The 18,129-nt window shown below is 71.6% G+C and carries 13 protein-coding genes; 7 read left to right on the top strand and 6 right to left on the bottom strand.

Annotated elements, in window-relative coordinates:
• Positions 1-613 precede the first annotated feature (613 nt).
• From ACIQRW_RS04575 to glgB, 4 genes are all read left to right on the top strand, one after another.
• On the top strand, positions 614-2,632 hold the full coding sequence (locus ACIQRW_RS04575) for an alpha-1,4-glucan--maltose-1-phosphate maltosyltransferase (protein ID WP_403754268.1): 2,019 nt from the start codon (positions 614-616) through the stop codon (positions 2,630-2,632).
• On the top strand, positions 2,629-4,335 hold the full coding sequence (gene treS, locus ACIQRW_RS04570) for a maltose alpha-D-glucosyltransferase (RefSeq protein ID WP_242741095.1): 1,707 nt from the start codon (positions 2,629-2,631) through the stop codon (positions 4,333-4,335). Before ACIQRW_RS04575 ends, treS begins: the two co-directional genes overlap by 4 nt.
• Positions 4,336-4,565: 230 nt before the next feature.
• Entirely contained in the window at positions 4,566-5,987 is a 1,422-nt protein-coding gene (locus tag ACIQRW_RS04565; RefSeq protein WP_403754265.1) for a phosphotransferase, read from the top strand.
• Between the two features lie 69 nt (positions 5,988-6,056).
• Complete coding sequence (gene glgB / locus ACIQRW_RS04560; protein ID WP_403754262.1) at positions 6,057-8,474, top strand: 1,4-alpha-glucan branching enzyme; 2,418 nt, start codon at positions 6,057-6,059, stop codon at positions 8,472-8,474.
• Positions 8,475-8,583: 109 nt separating this feature from the next.
• On the opposite strand, the gene ACIQRW_RS04555 is transcribed toward glgB, so the two are convergent.
• The 5 genes from ACIQRW_RS04555 to ACIQRW_RS04535 form a co-directional block, all read right to left on the bottom strand.
• Complete coding sequence (locus ACIQRW_RS04555; protein WP_403754259.1) at positions 8,584-9,501, bottom strand: NAD(P)-dependent oxidoreductase; 918 nt, start codon at positions 9,499-9,501, stop codon at positions 8,584-8,586.
• Between the two features lie 51 nt (positions 9,502-9,552).
• A complete protein-coding gene (trxA, locus tag ACIQRW_RS04550; RefSeq protein ID WP_403754256.1) occupies positions 9,553-9,948 on the bottom strand; it encodes a thioredoxin in 396 nt (131 codons plus the stop codon).
• Entirely contained in the window at positions 9,945-10,355 is a 411-nt protein-coding gene (locus ACIQRW_RS04545) for a MerR family transcriptional regulator (RefSeq protein ID WP_403754253.1), read from the bottom strand. The genes trxA and ACIQRW_RS04545 overlap by 4 nt, the downstream gene beginning before the upstream one ends.
• A 129-nt stretch (positions 10,356-10,484) precedes the next feature.
• Positions 10,485-11,783, bottom strand: a complete 1,299-nt coding sequence (locus tag ACIQRW_RS04540; RefSeq protein ID WP_403754250.1) for an LAETG motif-containing sortase-dependent surface protein — start codon at positions 11,781-11,783, stop codon at positions 10,485-10,487.
• A gap of 260 nt (positions 11,784-12,043) precedes the next feature.
• Positions 12,044-13,408 carry a cation:dicarboxylate symporter family transporter gene (locus tag ACIQRW_RS04535; RefSeq protein ID WP_403754247.1) on the bottom strand — a complete coding sequence of 455 codons (1,365 nt, stop codon included), beginning with the start codon at positions 13,406-13,408 and terminating at the stop codon, positions 12,044-12,046.
• A 157-nt stretch (positions 13,409-13,565) separates the two neighbouring features.
• On the opposite strand from ACIQRW_RS04535, the gene ACIQRW_RS04530 reads away from it, so the two are divergent.
• The 3 genes from ACIQRW_RS04530 to ACIQRW_RS04520 all read left to right on the top strand — a co-directional run bounded on the left by ACIQRW_RS04530 (position 13,566) and on the right by ACIQRW_RS04520 (position 16,943).
• Positions 13,566-15,386 (top strand): ATP-binding protein, encoded by a 1,821-nt coding sequence (locus ACIQRW_RS04530; RefSeq protein ID WP_403754244.1) that lies wholly within the window; start codon positions 13,566-13,568, stop codon positions 15,384-15,386.
• Positions 15,383-16,057, top strand: a complete 675-nt coding sequence (locus ACIQRW_RS04525) for a response regulator (protein WP_403754241.1) — start codon at positions 15,383-15,385, stop codon at positions 16,055-16,057. The genes ACIQRW_RS04530 and ACIQRW_RS04525 overlap by 4 nt, the downstream gene beginning before the upstream one ends.
• Before the next feature lie 181 nt (positions 16,058-16,238).
• Positions 16,239-16,943: a helix-turn-helix domain-containing protein gene (locus tag ACIQRW_RS04520; RefSeq protein ID WP_403754238.1), complete on the top strand. Its 705-nt coding sequence runs from the start codon at positions 16,239-16,241 to the stop codon at positions 16,941-16,943.
• Positions 16,944-17,018: 75 nt separating this feature from the next.
• On the opposite strand, the gene ACIQRW_RS04515 is transcribed toward ACIQRW_RS04520, so the two are convergent.
• Complete coding sequence (locus ACIQRW_RS04515) at positions 17,019-18,044, bottom strand: ATP-dependent 6-phosphofructokinase (protein WP_265599278.1); 1,026 nt, start codon at positions 18,042-18,044, stop codon at positions 17,019-17,021.
• Between the last annotated feature and the right edge of the window lie 85 nt (positions 18,045-18,129).

Below are 18,129 nucleotides of genomic sequence, written 5' to 3'. Positions count from 1 at the left end.
TAGCGGCCGTCCGTGGCGGCCTGCCACGGCGCGCGGACGGCGCGCGAGGTCCCGGCACGGCCGGTACGCGCCTCCCCACAGGGGCACCTCGCGTCCCGCCAGTGATCCCCCGTCACTCCGCTCACCTGGGGGTTTGGCCGATTTCACCCCCGTACGCAGCCTTGTGGACCTCCCCGCCACAGGGAAGGCTGCCGTGTGGCGCCGCAGAACGGGTATCCGGAACCCGTGGAGGCGCTTCGGGTTCCCCTAAGGGCTGTCCCGGGGGCGTGCTCGCCGCGTGCGGCGGGGCCCGGGCGGTCGGCTACGACCGAGTAGTTAACACAGCGCCGGATTTCCCACCCTCGGACGCGGGGAAGGCTTCCCCGGTACGCGGCACGACCCGGCCCGCAGACGTTCTCCGTGCATCCCGAAACATGCACGAAACCCCCGCGACCCACCCATTCGAGTGCCATTCGAGTGAACGCGGACAGGAGCGGCCATGCCCACAGCCCGTCAGCAGACAGCCGAGCAGCTACAAAGGACAGATCCCCGTCTTCGCGGCACACGCGGTCGGTCCTCCGCGCCCGTGCCGTCCCCCGTGCACGCCGAGCTCCTCCAGCCCTCAGGTGATTCCATGATCGGTCGTATTCCCGTCCTGGACGTCCGTCCTCTCGTCGACTGCGGCAGACGGGCGGCGAAGGCCGTCGCCGGTGAGACCTTCCAGGTCAGCGCCACCGTCTTCCGCGAAGGCCATGACGCGGTGGCCGCCAATGTCGTGCTGCGCGATCCGAGCGGACGGGTCGGGCCGTGGACCCCGATGCGCGAGCTGGCGCAGGGCACGGACCGGTGGGGGGCCGATGTCACTCCGACCTCCGAGGGCCGCTGGACGTACACGGTGGAGGCCTGGAGCGATCCGGTCACCACCTGGCGGCACCACGCCGCGATCAAGATCCCGGCGGGCATCGACACGGACCTGGTGCTGGCGGAGGGTGCGGCGCTGCTGGAGCGGGCCGCGGCGGGCGTGCCGAAGAAGCACGGCCGGGAGGCGGTGCTGGCCGCGGTGGACGCGCTGCGCGACACGGCCCACCCGCCGGCCGCCCGGCTGGCCGCCGCCCTGACCCCGGCCGCCGACGCGGTCCTGGCCCGGTATCCGCTGCGCGAACTGGTCACCCGCTCCAAGCCGCTGGCGGTGCGGGTGGAGCGCGAGCGGGCGCTGTTCGGGTCGTGGTACGAGCTGTTCCCGCGCTCGGAGGGCGCGAAGCGGGTGCCGGTGGACCCGGCGGACACCTCGCCGGACGCGGAGACGCGGCTGGTCAGCGGCACCTTCCGGACGGCCGCCGAGCGGCTGCCGGCGGTCGCCGCCATGGGGTTCGACGTGGTTTACCTGCCGCCGATCCACCCGATCGGGACGACGCACCGCAAGGGGCCGAACAACAGTCTGACGCCCGGGGAGCACGACCCGGGCGTGCCGTGGGCGATCGGTTCGCCGGACGGCGGGCACGACGCGGTCCACCCGGAGCTGGGGACGCTGGAGGACTTCGACCACTTCGTGTCGGTGGCCCGCAATCTGCGGATGGAGATCGCGCTGGACTTCGCGCTCCAGTGCTCGCCGGACCACCCGTGGGTCAAGGAGCACCCGGACTGGTTCCACCACCGCCCCGACGGTTCGATCGCGTACGCCGAGAACCCGCCGAAGAAGTACCAGGACATCTATCCGATCGCCTTCGACAAGGACATGCGCGGTCTGGTGGCGGAGACGGTACGGATCCTGCGCTTCTGGATGGACCGCGGGGTGCGGATCTTCCGCGTCGACAACCCGCACACCAAGCCGGTGGTCTTCTGGGAGAAGGTCATCGAGGAGATCAACGGCGCCGACCCCGACGTCATCTTCCTGGCGGAGGCGTTCACCCGCCCGGCGATGATGCGCACCCTGGGCACGGTCGGCTTCCAGCAGTCGTACACGTACTTCACCTGGCGCAACACCAAGCAGGAGCTCACCGAGTACGTCACGGAGCTGTCCGGCGAGGCCGCCTCCTCCATGCGGCCCAACTTCTTCGTGAACACCCCCGACATCCTTCCCGGCTACCTCCAGGAAGGCGGCCGCCCGGCCTTCGAGGCACGGGCGGTCCTGGCCGCGACGCTGGTCCCTTCCTGGGGCGTGTACGCGGGATTCGAGCTGTGCGAGAACACTCCGGCCAAGCCGGGGAGCGAGGAGTACCTGCACTCGGAGAAGTACGAACTGCGCCCGAGGGACTGGGAGTCGGCGGAACGGGAGGGCCGCACGCTGACCCCCCTGATCACCTCGCTGAACCGGATCCGCCGGCGTAACCCCGCTCTGCGGCAGCTGCGCGACGTCCACTTCCACCACACCGACAACGAAGCGCTGATCGCCTACAGCAAGCGCTCCGGAACGAACACCGTTCTGGTGGTCGTGAACCTCGACCCGCACCACACCCAGGAGGCCACGGTCTCGTTGGACATGGAGCGGCTCGGCCTCTCATGGCACGAGCGCGTACCGGTGCGCGACGAGCTCACCGGCGATACCTACCACTGGGGCAGGGCCTTCTATGTGCGCCTAGAGCCGGGCGTCACGCCCGCGCACATCACCGTCCTGCGACCGTCCCCGCCGACCGGAGGGTCACCCACACCATGATCGTCAATGAGCCTGTCCACGACACGTTCGAGGACACTCCCGCCAAGGACCGCGATCCCGACTGGTTCAAGCGCGCCGTCTTCTACGAGGTGCTCGTCCGGTCCTTCCAGGACTCCAACGGCGACGGAATCGGCGACCTCAAGGGCATCACCGCCAAGCTGGACTATCTCCAGTGGCTCGGCGTCGACTGCCTCTGGCTGCCGCCGTTCTTCAAGTCGCCGTTGCGCGACGGGGGCTACGACGTCTCCGACTACACCGCCGTGCTGCCGGAGTTCGGCGATCTCGCCGACTTCGTGGAGTTCGTGGACGCCTCGCACCAGCGGGGCATGCGCGTCATCATCGACTTCGTCATGAACCACACGAGCGATCAGCACGAGTGGTTCCAGCAGTCCCGCACCGACCCGGACGGGCCGTACGGCGACTACTACGTCTGGGCGGACGACGACAAGCAGTTCCAGGACGCCCGGATCATCTTCGTCGACACCGAGACGTCCAACTGGACCTTCGACCCGGTGCGCAAGCAGTACTACTGGCACCGCTTCTTCTCGCACCAGCCGGACCTCAACTACGAGAACCCGGCGGTTCAGGAGGAGATCCTGGCTGCCCTGCGCTTCTGGCTGGACCTGGGCATCGACGGCTTCCGGGTCGACGCGGTGCCCTACCTCTACCAGCGCGAGGGCACCAACTGCGAGAACCTCCCCGAGACCCACCACTTCCTCAAGCGGGTCCGCAAGGAGATCGACGCCAACTACCCGGACACCGTGCTGCTCGCCGAGGCCAACCAGTGGCCGGAGGACGTCGTCGACTACTTCGGCGACTACGAGCAGGGCGGGGACGAGTGCCACATGGCGTTCCACTTCCCGGTGATGCCGCGGATCTTCATGGCGGTGCGCCGCGAGAGCCGCTACCCGGTCTCCGAAATCCTGGCCAAGACCCCGGCGATCCCGAAGAACTGCCAGTGGGGCATCTTCCTGCGCAACCACGACGAGCTGACCCTCGAAATGGTCACGGACGAAGAACGCGACTACATGTACGCGGAGTACGCCAAGGACCCGCGGATGCGCGCCAACATCGGCATCCGGCGGCGCCTGGCCCCGCTGCTGGACAACGACCGCAACCAGATCGAGCTGTTCACCGCCCTGCTGCTGTCGCTGCCCGGCTCCCCGATCCTCTACTACGGGGACGAGATCGGGATGGGCGACAACATCTGGCTGGGCGACCGGGACGCGGTGCGCACCCCGATGCAGTGGACGCCCGACCGCAACGCCGGGTTCTCCTCCAGCGATCCGGGGCGGCTCTACCTCCCCACGATCATGGACCCGGTCTACGGCTACCAGGTCACCAACGTCGAGGCGTCGATGGCCTCGCCGTCCTCGCTGCTGCACTGGACCCGCCGGATGATCGAGATCCGTAAGCAGAATCCGGCCTTCGGTCTCGGCGAGTACACCGAACTGCCCTCGTCCAACCCGGCGGTGCTGGCGTTCACCCGCGAGTACAAGGACGATCTCGTCCTGTGCGTGCACAACTTCTCGCGGTTCGCGCAGCCGACGGAACTGGACCTGCGATCGTTCAACGGACGTCATCCGGTGGAATTGATCGGCGGGGTACGCTTCCCGGCCATCGGCCAGTGGCCCTACCTGCTGACCCTTGCGGGACACGGCTTCTACTGGTTCCGGCTGCGCAAGGACGCGCCGCCGGCCTGAGCTCCACCCGCCCCGTGCGGACGGTTTCCACCGTCCCGCACGGGGCACCCTGACCCCAATGCAAGGCCTTGGGCCTTCACGGTTCCGGCGCCTTCGGCCTTCACCGTTCCGCCGTTCGAGTCCGTAGAGACGCTCCTGACCCGACACGTCCCGCACAGCCGGACAGCCATTGCCGCAATCCGGGACACTCTTCGCATCCTGTGGTGTGCCCGGGGAAAGGACGCGATGCCATGTCGGAGGCTGCATCCACTCACGTCGCCCTGGCGAAGAGCACGAGGAACAGCGCAACGGCCAGAGTGACGGAGGACGGGAACCTGCTCCCGTCCCTCGCCCCGCTGCTCCATGCCTGGCTGCCCCGGCAGCGGTGGTTCGCCGGCAAGGGCCGGCCGGTCACCGGCTTCTCCCTGGTCTCGGCCACCGAGATGCTGCCGCTGGACGGCACGGCGGGCCCGGGGCTGCTGCACCTGCTGGTGCGGGTCGAGCAGCCCTCCCAGCAGACCCGCCCGGCCGAGGACTGCTACCAACTGCTCCTCGGTGCAAGAACGTCACTGCCACCGCTCCTCGCGGGCGCGCTGATCGGCCGGGTCGAGCGGGGCCCGCTCGCCGGACGGGCCGTCTACGACGCGCTGCACGACCCGCGGCTGGCCGATCTGCTGCTGGAACGCTTCCGCCGCCCCGGGAGTCTCGGCTCGCTGCGCTTCGAGCGGACCGCCGCGATCCCGGCCGGTCTCGCGCCCCGGGTGCTGGACGCCGAACAGTCCAACTCCTCGCTCGTCTACGGGGACGCGTACATCCTCAAGATCTTCCGGCGTGTCTTCCCGGGCACCAACCCGGACCTGGAACTGCCGCTCGCCCTCAGCGGCGAGGGGTGCGAGCGGGTACCGGCCCCGGTCGCCTGGTTCGAGGCGCCAGGACCCGAACCACTCACCCTCGGCGTCCTCCAGCCCTTCCTGCACGGGGCGCGCGACGGCTGGCAGCTCGCGCTGGGCGCGCTCGCCGCGGGCCGCGACTTCCTGCCGGAAGCCCGGGCGCTGGGCCGGGCCACCGCCGAGGTCCACACCGCGCTCGCCGCCGCGCTGCCGACCCCGGCGCTGCGCGGCACCCAGACGCGGCAGCTCGTCGCGGAGATGACCCGGCGGCTGGAGGCCGCCGCCCAGGCGGTCCCCGCGCTCGTGCCGTACGTCCCCGGACTGCGCGCCGCGTTCGAGGCGGTGACGGACCTCGGGGTCCGGGGCAGCGGCTGGGCCCAGCAGCGGGTGCACGGCGATCTCCACCTCGGACAGACGCTGCGCTCCGCCGACGGGTTCTGGTCGCTGATCGACTTCGAGGGCGAACCGGCCCGTCCGCTTCCCGAGCGCCGCATGCCCGCGCCCCCGGTCCGCGATGTCGCGGGCATGCTGCGGTCCTTCGACTACGCGGCCCGCTCGCACCGCCCGTGGAACCCGGAGTGGGCGGCCCGCTGCCGTGCCGCCTACTGCGAGGGCTACGCGCAGGCGTCCGGCAGCGACCCGCGCTGCGAACCGGAGCTGCTGCGCGCCCATGAGACCGACAAGGCCGTGTACGAGGTGCTGTACGAGGCCCGGCACCGCCCCGACTGGCTGCCGGTTCCGATGGCGGCCATCCAGCGACTGGCCCAGTCCGCAGCGGCCTGAGCCGCACCCCCACGTACCTCCCCTCCACCCCGCGCTCTTCCCCCTTCACCCTCCGAGGAGGCAGTCCCTGTGACCGCCCGCAAGCCGTCCCGCAAGGCATCCCGCAAGACCGCAGAACTGCCCGTCGACGTGCCCGTCGAGATCCCCGCCGAGGCGCCGGCCGAGGCACCCGTCGAAGCCGCCGTCGACGTGGCGGCGGCGCCCGCGCCCGCCGCGACCACCACGAAGGCCGCGGCCCCCGGGCGCGCCCGGCCGCGGCGCGCCGACGCCGGCCCGCCGCGGCCCCGGCAGGCCGGGGACGGCCAGGGCGCCCGCCCCGCACCGGCCCTGGACGGCGCGGACCGCGGCCGGCTGCTGGCCGGTGACCACCACGCGCCGCACGACGTGCTCGGCGCGCACCCGATCCCCGGCGGAGTGCTGGTACGGGCGCTGCGGCCGTTCGCCCGGTCGGTCACGGTGCTGGCGACCGGGCTGCGTGCCGAGCTGCACGACGACGGCGACGGCTTCTTCTCCGGTGTGCTGCCGGTGCCGGAGGCCCCCGCGTACCGGCTCGAAGTGGCGTACGACGACAACATCATCGAGGTGGAGGACGCGTACCGCTTCTGGCCCGCGATCGGCGAGCTCGATCTGCATCTCATCGGCGAGGGCCGCCACGAGGAGCTGTGGCGGGCGCTCGGCGCGGAGCCGATGGAGCACCAGGGGGTGGCCGGCACCCGGTTCACCCTCTGGGCGCCGAACGCGCGCGGCGTGCGGATCACCGGTGACTTCAACTACTGGGACGGCACGGGCTTCCCGATGCGTTCGCTCGGCTCGACCGGGGTGTGGGAGCTGTTCCTGCCCGGGGTCGGCGAGGGCGCGCTGTACAAGTACGACATCTGCCGCCCGGACGGTTCGCACACGGTGCGGGCCGACCCGATGGCCCGGCGCACCGAGGTGCCGCCCGCGACCGCCTCGATCGTCACCGCGTCGCACCATCAGTGGCAGGACACGGACTGGATGGCACACCGGGGCGACCGGCCGGTCCACGAGGCCCCGTTCTCCGTGTACGAGGTACATCTCGCCTCCTGGCGACCGGGACTGACGTACCGTCAACTCGCCGAGCAGCTCCCGGCCTACGTGAAGGATCTGGGCTTCACGCACGTCGAGCTGATGCCGGTCTCCGAGCATCCCTTCGGCGGTTCCTGGGGCTATCAGGTCACCGGGTTCTACGCGCCGACCTCGCGGATGGGCACCCCGGACGACTTCCGCTTCCTGGTGGACGCCCTGCACCGGGCGGGCATCGGCGTGATCATGGACTGGGTTCCGGCGCACTTCCCGCGCGACGACTGGGCGCTGGCCGAGTTCGACGGCCGGCCGCTGTACGAACACTCCGACCCGCAGCGCGCGGCGCACCCGGACTGGGGGACGCTGGAGTTCGACTACGGCCGCACCGAGGTACGCAACTTCCTCGTCGCCAACGCCACTTACTGGTGCGAGGAGTTCCACATCGACGGGCTGCGGGTCGACGCGGTGGCCTCGATGCTCTACCTCGACTACTCCCGCGAGGAAGGCCAGTGGTCTCCCAACGAGTTCGGCGGCCGGGAGAACCTGGACGCGGTCGCCTTCCTCCAGGAGATGAACGCGACGGTCTACCGCCGTAACCCCGGTGTCGTCACCATCGCCGAGGAGTCCACCGCCTGGGACGGCGTCACCCGGCCCACCGACGGCGGGGGCCTGGGCTTCGGGCTGAAGTGGAACATGGGCTGGATGCACGACTCGCTCCAGTACATCGCCAAGGAGCCGATCCACCGCAAGTACCACCACAACGAGATGACCTTCTCGATGGTGTACGCGTACAGCGAGAACTACGTGCTGCCGATCTCGCACGACGAGGTGGTGCACGGCAAGCAGGCGCTGGTGGCGAAGATGCCCGGCGACTGGTGGCAGCAGCGCGCCAACCACCGCGCCTACCTGGGCTTCATGTGGGCCCACCCCGGCAAGCAACTCCTCTTCATGGGACAGGAGTTCGCGCAGGGTGCCGAGTGGTCCGAGGGGCACGGGCCGGACTGGTGGCTGCTGGACCCCTCCTACGGGGCGTCCGGCGACCACCGCGGGGTGCGAGACCTGGTCGGCGACCTGAACGCGGTGTACGGGGCGGTGCCCGCGCTGTGGCAGCGGGACACCGTGCCGGAGGGGTTCAGCTGGGTGGACGGCGGGGCGGCCGAGGACAACGTGTTCGCGTTCCTGCGGTACGACGCGGACGGCTCCCCGCTGCTCGCGGTCTCGCACTTCTCCCCGGCGGTCCGGAGCGACTACCGCCTCGGGGTTCCGGAGACCGGTACGGAGGGCTGGGTGGAGGTCCTGAACACCGACGCCGCCCGTTACGGCGGCGGCGACGTGCGCAACGAGGAGCCGCTGAAGGCGGAGGCGGTGCCCGCGCACGGCCGCCCGTGCAGCATCTCGCTCACGCTGCCGCCGCTGGCGACGGTGTGGTTCCGCCCGGCGTAGCCCGGCCGGGGTGAACGGGGCCGGCGTGAACGGGGCCGGGGTGAACGGCCGGAGGCCCGTACCGCGTCGCCGACGACGTGGTGCGGGCCCCTCCCCCGTTGACGGCAGGTCAGTGATCGGCGGCGATCACCTCGACGATGCTCGACCAGGAGTCGGGGCCGTGGCCCTTGGCGATCGCCCGGTCGGTGACCCCCTTGAGGGCGGCGAGGTGGGAGACGTCCAGGCCGCGGTCCTTCGCGGTGTGCAGGATGTGGTCGACGCTGGCCGCCATCATGGCGAGGTTGGCGCCCTCGCGCGCGTACGAGCGTGTGTCGATGTCCTCCGCCGTCTCCCCGGCGATCGGCGGCAGGATGCCCGCGATCGTGTTGAGGTACGGGGCGAGCGACGCGCCGTCGATGCCCTCCGCGCGGGCCAGGGCGAGGGCGTGGACGAGGCCGCCCATGGCCCCGTAGAAGAAGTCCAGCATCGCCATGTCGTAGGCGGCGGCGAGCCCGTGGTCCTCGCCGAGGAAGGTGGCGGGCTCGCCGAGCGCCTTGAGGGTGGACTCGTGCGCCTCGAACGCGGCCCGGTCGCCGGAGTGGAACACCAGCGCGTCCGCCGAGCCGACCACGTCGACCGGCACCATGATCGCCCCGTCGAGGTACGCCAGGGAGTGCTTCTCGGCCCAGGCGGCGGTCCCCCGTGACCGGGCCGGGGTGTCCGAGGTGAGGTTGACCAGGACCCGCCCCTCCAGCGCCCCGGCCAGCGGCTCCAGGACCGCGTCGGAGGCGTCGTAGTCGACGAGGCAGACCACGACGAGCCCGCTCGCCCGAACGGCCTCCTCGGCGGACGCGGCCCGCACCGCGCCCAGAGAGACGACGTCCTCGCCCTTCCCCGGAGAACGGTTCCAGACGGTGGTGGGGTGGCCGGCGGCCACGAAGGCACGGGCCAGGGAGCGGCCCATGTCGCCGAGGCCGAGGACGGTGACGGGGGTGGGGCCGGGGGTGGGGTCGGAGGTGGGGCCGGTGGTCGTGTTCGCTCGCGTCATGGGGATCATGCTGGGCGGGCGAACAGCGTCTGACCAGAACCCACTTGACTGTCAGATACGCACTTCCGGGAAAGCGTCGAGGTCCGCGCGGTTCAGGTCGGTGGGGCCGGCCGGGGCGAGGACGTCCTCCACCTCCTGGAGAAGCCTCCGTTTCGGCCGGGCGCCGACGATCGACTTCACCGGCTCGCCCGCCCGGAAGACCATCAAGGTGGGCGTCGCCAGCACGCCGTACCGGATGGTGATCCCGGGTTCGCGGTCGACGTCGAGCTGGACGATCCTGATCCGGCCGGCCTCCTGGCGGGCGATCTCCCCCAGCACGGGCGCGAGTTGGCGGCAGGGGCCGCACCAGTCGGCGGTGAACTGGACCAGCACGGGCAGCGCCGACTCCAGCACCTCCGCCTCGAAGTTCTCCTCGGTGACGTCGGTGACGCCTTCGGTCCGGATCATGGGTGTCCTCCCAGTTCGCAGCGAGGCTCCGGTCCACCGGGCAGGGCGGCCGACGCCTCCAGTTCGGCTCGGGCGAGCTGTGTGCCGACCTCGGCGCGCACCGACGTGAGCTGGCCGATCAGGGCGTCCAGCTCGTCGAGCTTGCGCCGGTAGCCGGCGAGCGAGGCGGGACAGGAGTCCCCGGCCGGGTGACCGGCGCGCAGGCAGTCGACGAAGGGCCTGGTCTCCTCCAGGTCGAACCCGAAGTCCTGCAAGGTCCGGATCTGGAGGAGGAGACGCAGGTCGCCCTCGTCGTAGCTGCGGTAGCCGTTCTCCGCGCGCCGCGCGGGCAGCAGTCCGCGCGACTCGTAGTAGCGGAGCGTCCGCGTCGTCGTCCCGGCCCGTCTCGCCAGCTCCCCGATTCGCATGGAACGAACGTATTCCTTGACGCCGACGTCAACGCAAGAGCGTCGGCGTCGGCGTCGGCGTCGGATCAGGTCGTCGTCTGCGCCGGGCCGGGGCGTCTGCGTCGGGCCGGGAGGGGGAGGACCGCGCCGTCAGTTGGTGCGGGCCGCCGACCGCCGGCGCACGGCCCAGATGATGCCGCCGCCCGCGGCGACCGCCGCGGCCGCCATGCCGACGAGCGGCGCGGTGGAGTCCGAGCCGGTCGCGGCGAGGTTGCCGCCGGTCGTCTGCGGGGTCGCGCCGCCGGCCGTCGAGCCGCCCGTGTCGGCGGAGCCGCCGGTGGTGCCGGTCCCGCCGGTGGTGCTCGTGGAGCCGGTGGAGCCGGAGCCTCCGGTGGAGGAGGAACCGCCCGTACCCCCCGTACCGCCGGTGGAACCGGTGGAGCCCGAGGTGTCCGATTCCTTACCGGTGTCGATCACGATCTGCGCGGTGTCATTGGCCGCGTTCCGGTCGAAGGGGCGCTCCTGCCCGCTGAAGGACACCTCGCCGGTGGTGCGGCCGACCGCCTTGTCGATGCGCAGGACGAAGGGGTAGCTCTCGCCGCCGTCCACATCCACCCAGGACTGCGAGGTCCCGCAGCTGTAGTGCGTCTTGGTGACCGCGTCGCAGTATCCGTGCGCCTTGACGACGGACGTGCCCTTCGGGATGCGGATGTCGACGGTGGTCACGCTCTGGTCGATCTTCCCCTGCACCCGGGCGGGGCCCTTGTTGGCGAACTTCACCGTCGCGGTGACCTTGTCGCCGACCTTGCCCTTCAGCTCGGCGCCGGTCAGGCCGAAGTCGGCGGTGTTCGCCGCGGTGACGTCGGCCGAGGCGGCCGGTTCGGGGTGGTTCTTCCGGTCGGCGTCGGTGGCGGGGCCCTTCTCCACGAGGGTGAGCGGGTCGCCGGTGCCCTGGACCGGGTCGGTGGAGCCGCTGTCGCCCGCGTCCGGGTCCGGCTCGGTGACGCCCAGCGTCACCCGCAGGTCGTCGTTGAGCGCGGAGTCGAGGGCCTTGAGGGAGAGCGGCTTCTCCGTCCCGTAGACGACGCCCGGCTTCAGCGGCTGGTCGATCTTGCAGGCGGCGACGTGGGAGTCGGGCATCTCGTCGTAGGAGGGGATCGTGTAGTAGCTGCAGTTCTTGTACATCTCGTCGGCCTGGAGACCGGGTGACACGGCGTACGTCACGTAGGAGACGGGCACCTCCTCCGTCCCCTTGTTGAGGAAGGTCAGGGGTGTGGAGAACGCGCTTCCGGCCTGAACCCCCTTGATCGGTGCGATCGTTCCGACGCCGAGGTCCGGCTCCGGCTCGGCGGCGAGCGCCGGCGCGGCGCCCAGCGCCACCAGTGCGGTGGCGGCCACGGCGGCGGTCCCGCCGCGCAGGGTACGGCTGCGGGAAGGGGGGATGCGCATGGAAGTCCTTCGGTCGTGGGGCTCGTGGGCGGACTGCGGTCCTTCACCTCTCAAGACCGGTGCCGGTCAGGGAGGGTTGTGTCGGCCGGGGCAGTCGTGACAGAACACGGACACAAGGGACCAGTACCGGACACGGACCAAGGACACCCGTACCGGGGATACGGGTGTCCTTGAATGGGGGGCGCGGTGGCTGTGTGTGTCTGCGTGGGGGCGCAGTGGCTGCGGGTGTCTGTGTGTGTGTGTGGGGGGGGTGGGGCGGGTCAGACCTTCGCGGGCTGCTCTGCGGTGTCCCGCTGCTCGGGGACCTCGCCCGAGCCGCCCGCCGGGGCGTGGTCGTCGACGAGGGTCTTCTCGTCGAACGGGACCCGGCCGGCCAGCACCTCGTTGACCCGGTCCTTGTCGATCTCCTTGGTCCAGTGGCCGACCAGCACCGTGGCGACCGCGTTGCCCGCGAAGTTCGTCAGCGCGCGCGCCTCGCTCATGAAGCGGTCGATGCCGACGATCAGGCCGACGCCGTCGACGAGTTCCGGGCGGTGCGACTGGAGTCCGCCGGCCAGGGTCGCCAGGCCCGCGCCGGTCACGCCCGCCGCGCCCTTCGAGGCGATGACCATGAAGACCAGCAGCGAGATCTGCTCGCTCGCGCTCAGCGGGTCGCCCATCGCGTTGGCGATGAACAGCGACGACATCGTGAGGTAGATCGCGGTGCCGTCGAGGTTGAAGGAGTAGCCGGTCGGCACGGTGATGCCGACGACGGGCTTGCTGACGCCCAGGTGCTCCATCTTCGCGATCAGCCGCGGCAGGGCCGACTCGGAGGAGGAGGTGGACAGGATGAGCAGGAACTCGCGGCCCAGGTACTTCAGCAGCGAGAACAGGTTCACGCCGGCGACCAGGCGCAGGATCGCGCCGAGCACCACGAAGACGAACAGCGCGCAGGTGACGTAGAACCCGATCATGATGATCGCCAGGGACTTCAGGGCGTCGAGGCCGGTCTCGCCGACCACCGCGGCGATCGCGCCGAACGCGCCGACCGGGGCGGCCCACATGATCATGGCGAGGATGCGGAAGACGAGGCGCTGGATGTGGGTGATGCCGCGGATGATCGGCTCGCCGGCCGAGCCCATCGCCTGGAGCGCGAAGCCCGCGAGCAGCGCGACGAGCAGGGTCTGGAGGACCTCGCCCTCGGTGAAGGCGGAGACGATGGTGGTCGGGATGATGCCGAGCAGGAAGTCCACGGTGGACTCGCTCGCGCCCGACGCCTGCGCCTCGCCGGCGGCCCGCGCCTGCTCGGTGATGTGGAGGGTGGAGCCGGGCTCCAGGACGTTGCCGACGAGCAGGCCGATGGCGAGGGCCACGGTCGACATGACCAGGAAGTAGCCCAGCGCCAGACCGCCGACCGCGCCGACCTTGGCCGCCTTGCGCACCGAGCCGACGCCCAGGACGATCGTGCAGAAGATGATCGGCGAGATCATCATTTTGATCAGGTTCACGAAGCCGGCGCCGATGGGCTTCAGCTCGACGGCCACCCCGGGGGCCGCGAAGCCCACCAGGATGCCGAGCGCCACGGCGGCGATCACGGCGATGTACAGGTAGTGGGTGCGGTCCCGTTGTTTGGCTGCCACAGCCATGGTGGGGCTCCTCGGCTCGGTCACGACGCCCCCGTCCCTGGGGGCTTCGGTGACTATCCACCGCCCTGTGACCCCGGTCACCCTTGCGTTCATATCGTTCACAGGCACTTTCCGGCCACCCGGAGCAGGTCCGGCGGGGCGAGGCAGACTGTGGGGTATGCGCCTCCCCCGTACCCGCCCCCGAAGCCTGGCGGGCCAGCTCTTCGCCATGCAGGTCGTGCTCATCGCCGCGGTGGTGGCCGGGTGCGCCGTCTTCGCGTACGTCTCGGGCAGCGCGCAGGCGGAGGAGACGGCCGCCCGGCAGGTGCGGGTGGCGGCGCTGGCGGTGGCCGATTCCCCATCCGTACGGGAGGCCATCCGCACCCCGGACCCGTCCGCGGCGCTCCAGCCGTACGCGGAACGGGTGCGCGAGGACACCGGGATCGCCTTCATCACGATCATGGACACCGAGCGGGTCCGCTGGACGCATCCGGACACCGAACAGATCGGGGACACCTTCCTCGGGAACACCGCGAAGGCCCTGCGCGGGCAGACCTTCACCGAGACGTACACCGGCACACTGGGCCCTTCGATACGGGTGGTGACCCCGATCCGCGACAACGGGCGGATCGTCGGCCTGGTCAGCGCGGGCATCACCGTGGACCGGGTCTCCTCGCAGGTACGGGATCAGCTCGGCGCCCTCGCGCTGGCGGCGGGCGGGGCGCTGGCGCTCGGCGGGATCGGCACGTACGTGGTCAACGCCCGGCTGCGGCGGCACACCCACGGGATGAACGCGGCCGAGCTGAGCCGGCTGCACGACTACCACCAGGCCACCCTGCACGCGGTGCGCGAGGGGCTGCTGATGCTGGACGGGCGGCGGCGGATCGCGCTGATCAACGACGCCGGGCGGGAGCTGCTGGGTCTGGAGCCGGACGCGGAGGCGGTCGGCCGTACGGTCGACGAGCTGGCCCTGCCCGCGCCGCTGACCGGGGCGCTGCTGGCGTCCGAGGCGCGGGTGGACGAGCTGCATCTGACGGCGGAGCGGGTCGTCGTGGTCAACACCCGTCCGGTGGTGGGCGGTGAGCGGCGCGGCACGGTGGTGACCCTGCGGGACCACACCGAGTTGCAGGCGCTGACCGGGGAGCTGGACTCCGAACGCGGTTTCACGCAGGCGCTGCGCTCCCAGGCCCACGAGGCGGCGAACCGGCTGCACACCGTGGTGTCGCTGATCGAGCTGGGCCGGGTGGAGGAGGCGGTGGACTTCGCGACGGCGGAGCTGGAGCTGGCGCAGGTGCTGACCGACCGGGTGGTGGGGGCGGTGGAGGAGCCGGTGCTGGCCGCGCTGCTGCTGGGCAAGGCCGCCCAGGCGAACGAGCGGGGTGTGGAGCTGGTGCTCGCGGAGGACAGCCTGATCGACGACGGGGCGCTGCCGCCCTCGCTGGCCCAGCGTGATCTGGTGACGATCCTGGGCAATCTGATCGACAACGCGGTGGAAGCGGCTTCGGACGGCTCCGACGACGGCTCGGACGACGGCGCCGGGGCGGTGCCCCCGCCCCGGGCGCCCGGGGGGCCGGCGGGGCGGGCGCGGGTCACCGTGACCGCGCTCGCGGACGAGCGGGAGCTGCTGCTGCGGGTCACGGACACGGGGGCGGGCATCGGCCCGGAGGCGGCGGACGAGGTGTTCCGGCGCGGCTGGTCGACGCACGGGGCGGGGCGCGGGCTCGGTCTGGCGCTGGTGCGGCAGGCGGCGTACCGCAACGGGGGCACGGTGGGGCTGGACGCGGGTCCGGACGGCGGCGCGCGGTTCACCGTACGGCTGCCGCTTCCGGCCCGGGCGCCGGCGGGTTCGCGGCCCACGCCCGGGTCCGGCTCAGCACCCGGGTCCGAGTCCACGCCCGGGTCCGGGTCCGAGTCCACGCCCGGGTCCGGGTCCGAGTCCACGCCCGGGTCCGGGTCCGAGTCCACGCCCGGGTCCGGGCACAAGGAGGTCACGGCATGATCCGGGTCCTGGTGGTGGAGGACGATCCGGTGGCCGCCGACGCCCACCAGATGTACGTCGAGCGGGTGGAGGGCTTCACGGTCACGGCGGTGGCGCACACCCGGGCGGCGGCCGTGCGGGCGCTGGAGAGGACGCCGGTGGATCTGCTGCTGCTCGACCTCTATCTGCCCGACGGGCACGGACTCGGGCTGCTGCGCTCGCTGCGCGCCTCCGGCCACGGGGCGGACGTGATCGCGGTGACCTCGGCGCGGGATCTCGCGGTGGTGCGGGAGGGGGTGTCGCTCGGCGTCGTGCAGTACGTGCTGAAGCCGTTCACGTACCCCACGCTGCGGGACCGGCTGGTGCGGTACGCGGAGTTCCGGGGCGCCGCCGGGGAGGCGAGCGGGCAGGAGGAGGTGGACCGGGCGCTGGGCGCGCTGCGGGTCGCGCATCCGGCCGCGCTGCCCAAGGGGCTCAGCGGCCCGACGCTGGAGGCCGTGACCCGGGTGCTGAAGGAGTCGCCGGAAGGGGTGACGGCGGCCGCCGCCGGGGAGCGGCTGGGCATCTCGCGGATCACGGCCCGGCGGTATCTGGAGCACCTCGTGACCGTCGGGAGCGCCGCGAGGCGTCCGCATTATGGTCAGGTCGGCCGACCGGAACTGCATTACCGCTGGCTGGCCTCGAGGCGCTGACCGGTCGCCGCCGGAATGGCCGACAAGCGCTTGCCGGTCGGTTTCACGGCTGTGGCGCGCCTCTCCGGAGAGGCAAAAGAAAGCGCTGGTGGGACGGTATTCGCGTACCGCCCGCCCGGTTCGCAGCTGGAGGTTCCTACGAAGCGTGATCTGTGGGGAACGTACCGTAGCCAGGGCGGAAATGGACTTCTACGGTGGGCCCGTGCACCCCACCCCGCCATTCAACGCCCCCGCCGCGCGCCGTCTCCGCGAGGCTCTGGGGATGGCTCCCGGCCATGTCGCCTACGGGCTCGCCGCCCAGTACGGACTCCGGATCAGCGCAGAGACCGTCATCGCCTGGGAGCGCGGCCTCGCGACGCCCGGGGAGCGCGAGCTGATCGCCCTCGCCGGCGTCCTCTGGTGCGCCCCCGGGGAGCTGCTGACGGCCGCCGCCACCCTGCGCGAGCACCGGATGACCCGGGATCTGAGCGTGGACGACCTGGCCCGCCAGCTGGGGATGACCGGCGCCTCGTACCTGCGGATGGAGGAGTCGGGGCGCTGGCGGGGCAACGAGAAGCAGTCGGCGGCGCTGTGCCGGGCGCTGGAGCTGACGGCCGCGCAGTTCCTGACGGCGACGGGCCGCGACGAGGAGCTGGCGGGGCTGCTGAGCAGCGCGGTCACCACGCGCTGGCAGGCGTACGTCCGCCCGGTCGCCAAGATCGTCCCGCTGGACCGGGGGCTGATCCAGGACGTGTTGGAACAACTGCACGCCGACTACCAGGCCCTGATGGTCTCCACGCTGAGCTGGAGCAGCACGGGCCAGGAACGCGCCGGGTCGACGGGCGACGCGGGCCGGGCGTTCCTGTCCCGGGTGGTGGACCAGTTCTGGCGGACCGCCGGGGTGTGACCCCGCACGGGCCGCCCGTGCGGCCCGTGCGGCCCGTGCGGTTCCGGAGGGCCTGCCCCTTGCCGGAAAGGGCGGCTAGAAGACGGACTCGGCCTCGTACATCCGCTCGGCGGGCACCCTCTTCAGCTGGGTGACGGCGTCGGCGAGCGGGACCATGGCGATGTCGTTGCCGCGCAGGGCGGTCATCCGGCCGAAGTCGCCGCGGTGCACGGCCTCCACGGCGTTCCAGCCGAAGCGGGTGGCGAGCACCCGGTCGTACGCGGTCGGCGTGCCGCCGCGCTGGACATGGCCGAGAATGACCGGCCTGGCCTCCTTGCCGAGCCGGGTCTCCAGCTCGATGGCCAGACGGTTGCCGATGCCCTGGAAGCGCTCGTGGCCGTACTGGTCGATCGCGCCCTTGGCGTACGGCATGGAGCCCTCCGCCGGGTGCGCGCCCTCGGCGACGCAGATGACGGCGAACTTCTTGCCGCGCGCGAACCGCTCCTCGACCATCCTGACCAGGTCGTCGACCTGGAAGGGGCGCTCGGGCAGGCAGATGCCGTGGGCGCCGCCGGCCATCCCGGACTCCAGCGCGATCCACCCCGCGTGCCGGCCCATGACCTCGACGACCATCACACGCTGGTGGGACTCGGCGGTCGTCTTGAGGCGGTCTATGGCCTCGGTCGCGACGCCCACCGCCGTGTCGAACCCGAAGGTGCGGTCGGTGGAGGAGATGTCGTTGTCGATGGTCTTCGGGACGCCGACGACCGGCATGCCCGCGTCGGAGAGCATGCGGGCCGCGGTGAGCGTGCCCTCGCCGCCGATCGGGATGAGCGCGTCGATGCCGTAACGGCGGGACAGCTCCTCGCAGTTCTCGGCGGCCTCGCGCAGCCGGTCGCGCTCCAGGCGGGCCGAGCCGAGGATGGTGCCGCCGCGGGCCAGGATGCCGCTGACCGCGTTGAGGTCGAGGGGGCGGAAGTGGCCGTCGAGCAGCCCCTTGAAGCCGTCCTCGAAGCCGATGACCTCGTCGCCGTGGCCGACCACGGCCCGGTGGACGACCGACCGGATCACTGCGTTCAGGCCGGGACAGTCGCCGCCCGCGGTGAGAATTCCGATGCGCATCGAGGTGTGTCTCCTGCTCGCTAGTCGCGCTTTTCCGGGGGCCGACCGTGGCGGCCCCCGTGCCCTGAACCAGGACGATTGTCCC

The organism is Streptomyces sp. NPDC091287, assembly GCF_044768525.1.
Classification (GTDB): domain Bacteria; phylum Actinomycetota; class Actinomycetes; order Streptomycetales; family Streptomycetaceae; genus Streptomyces.
The sequence above is the reverse complement of the archived record's forward strand: the minus strand, read 5'-3'. Positions and strand labels throughout refer to the sequence as shown.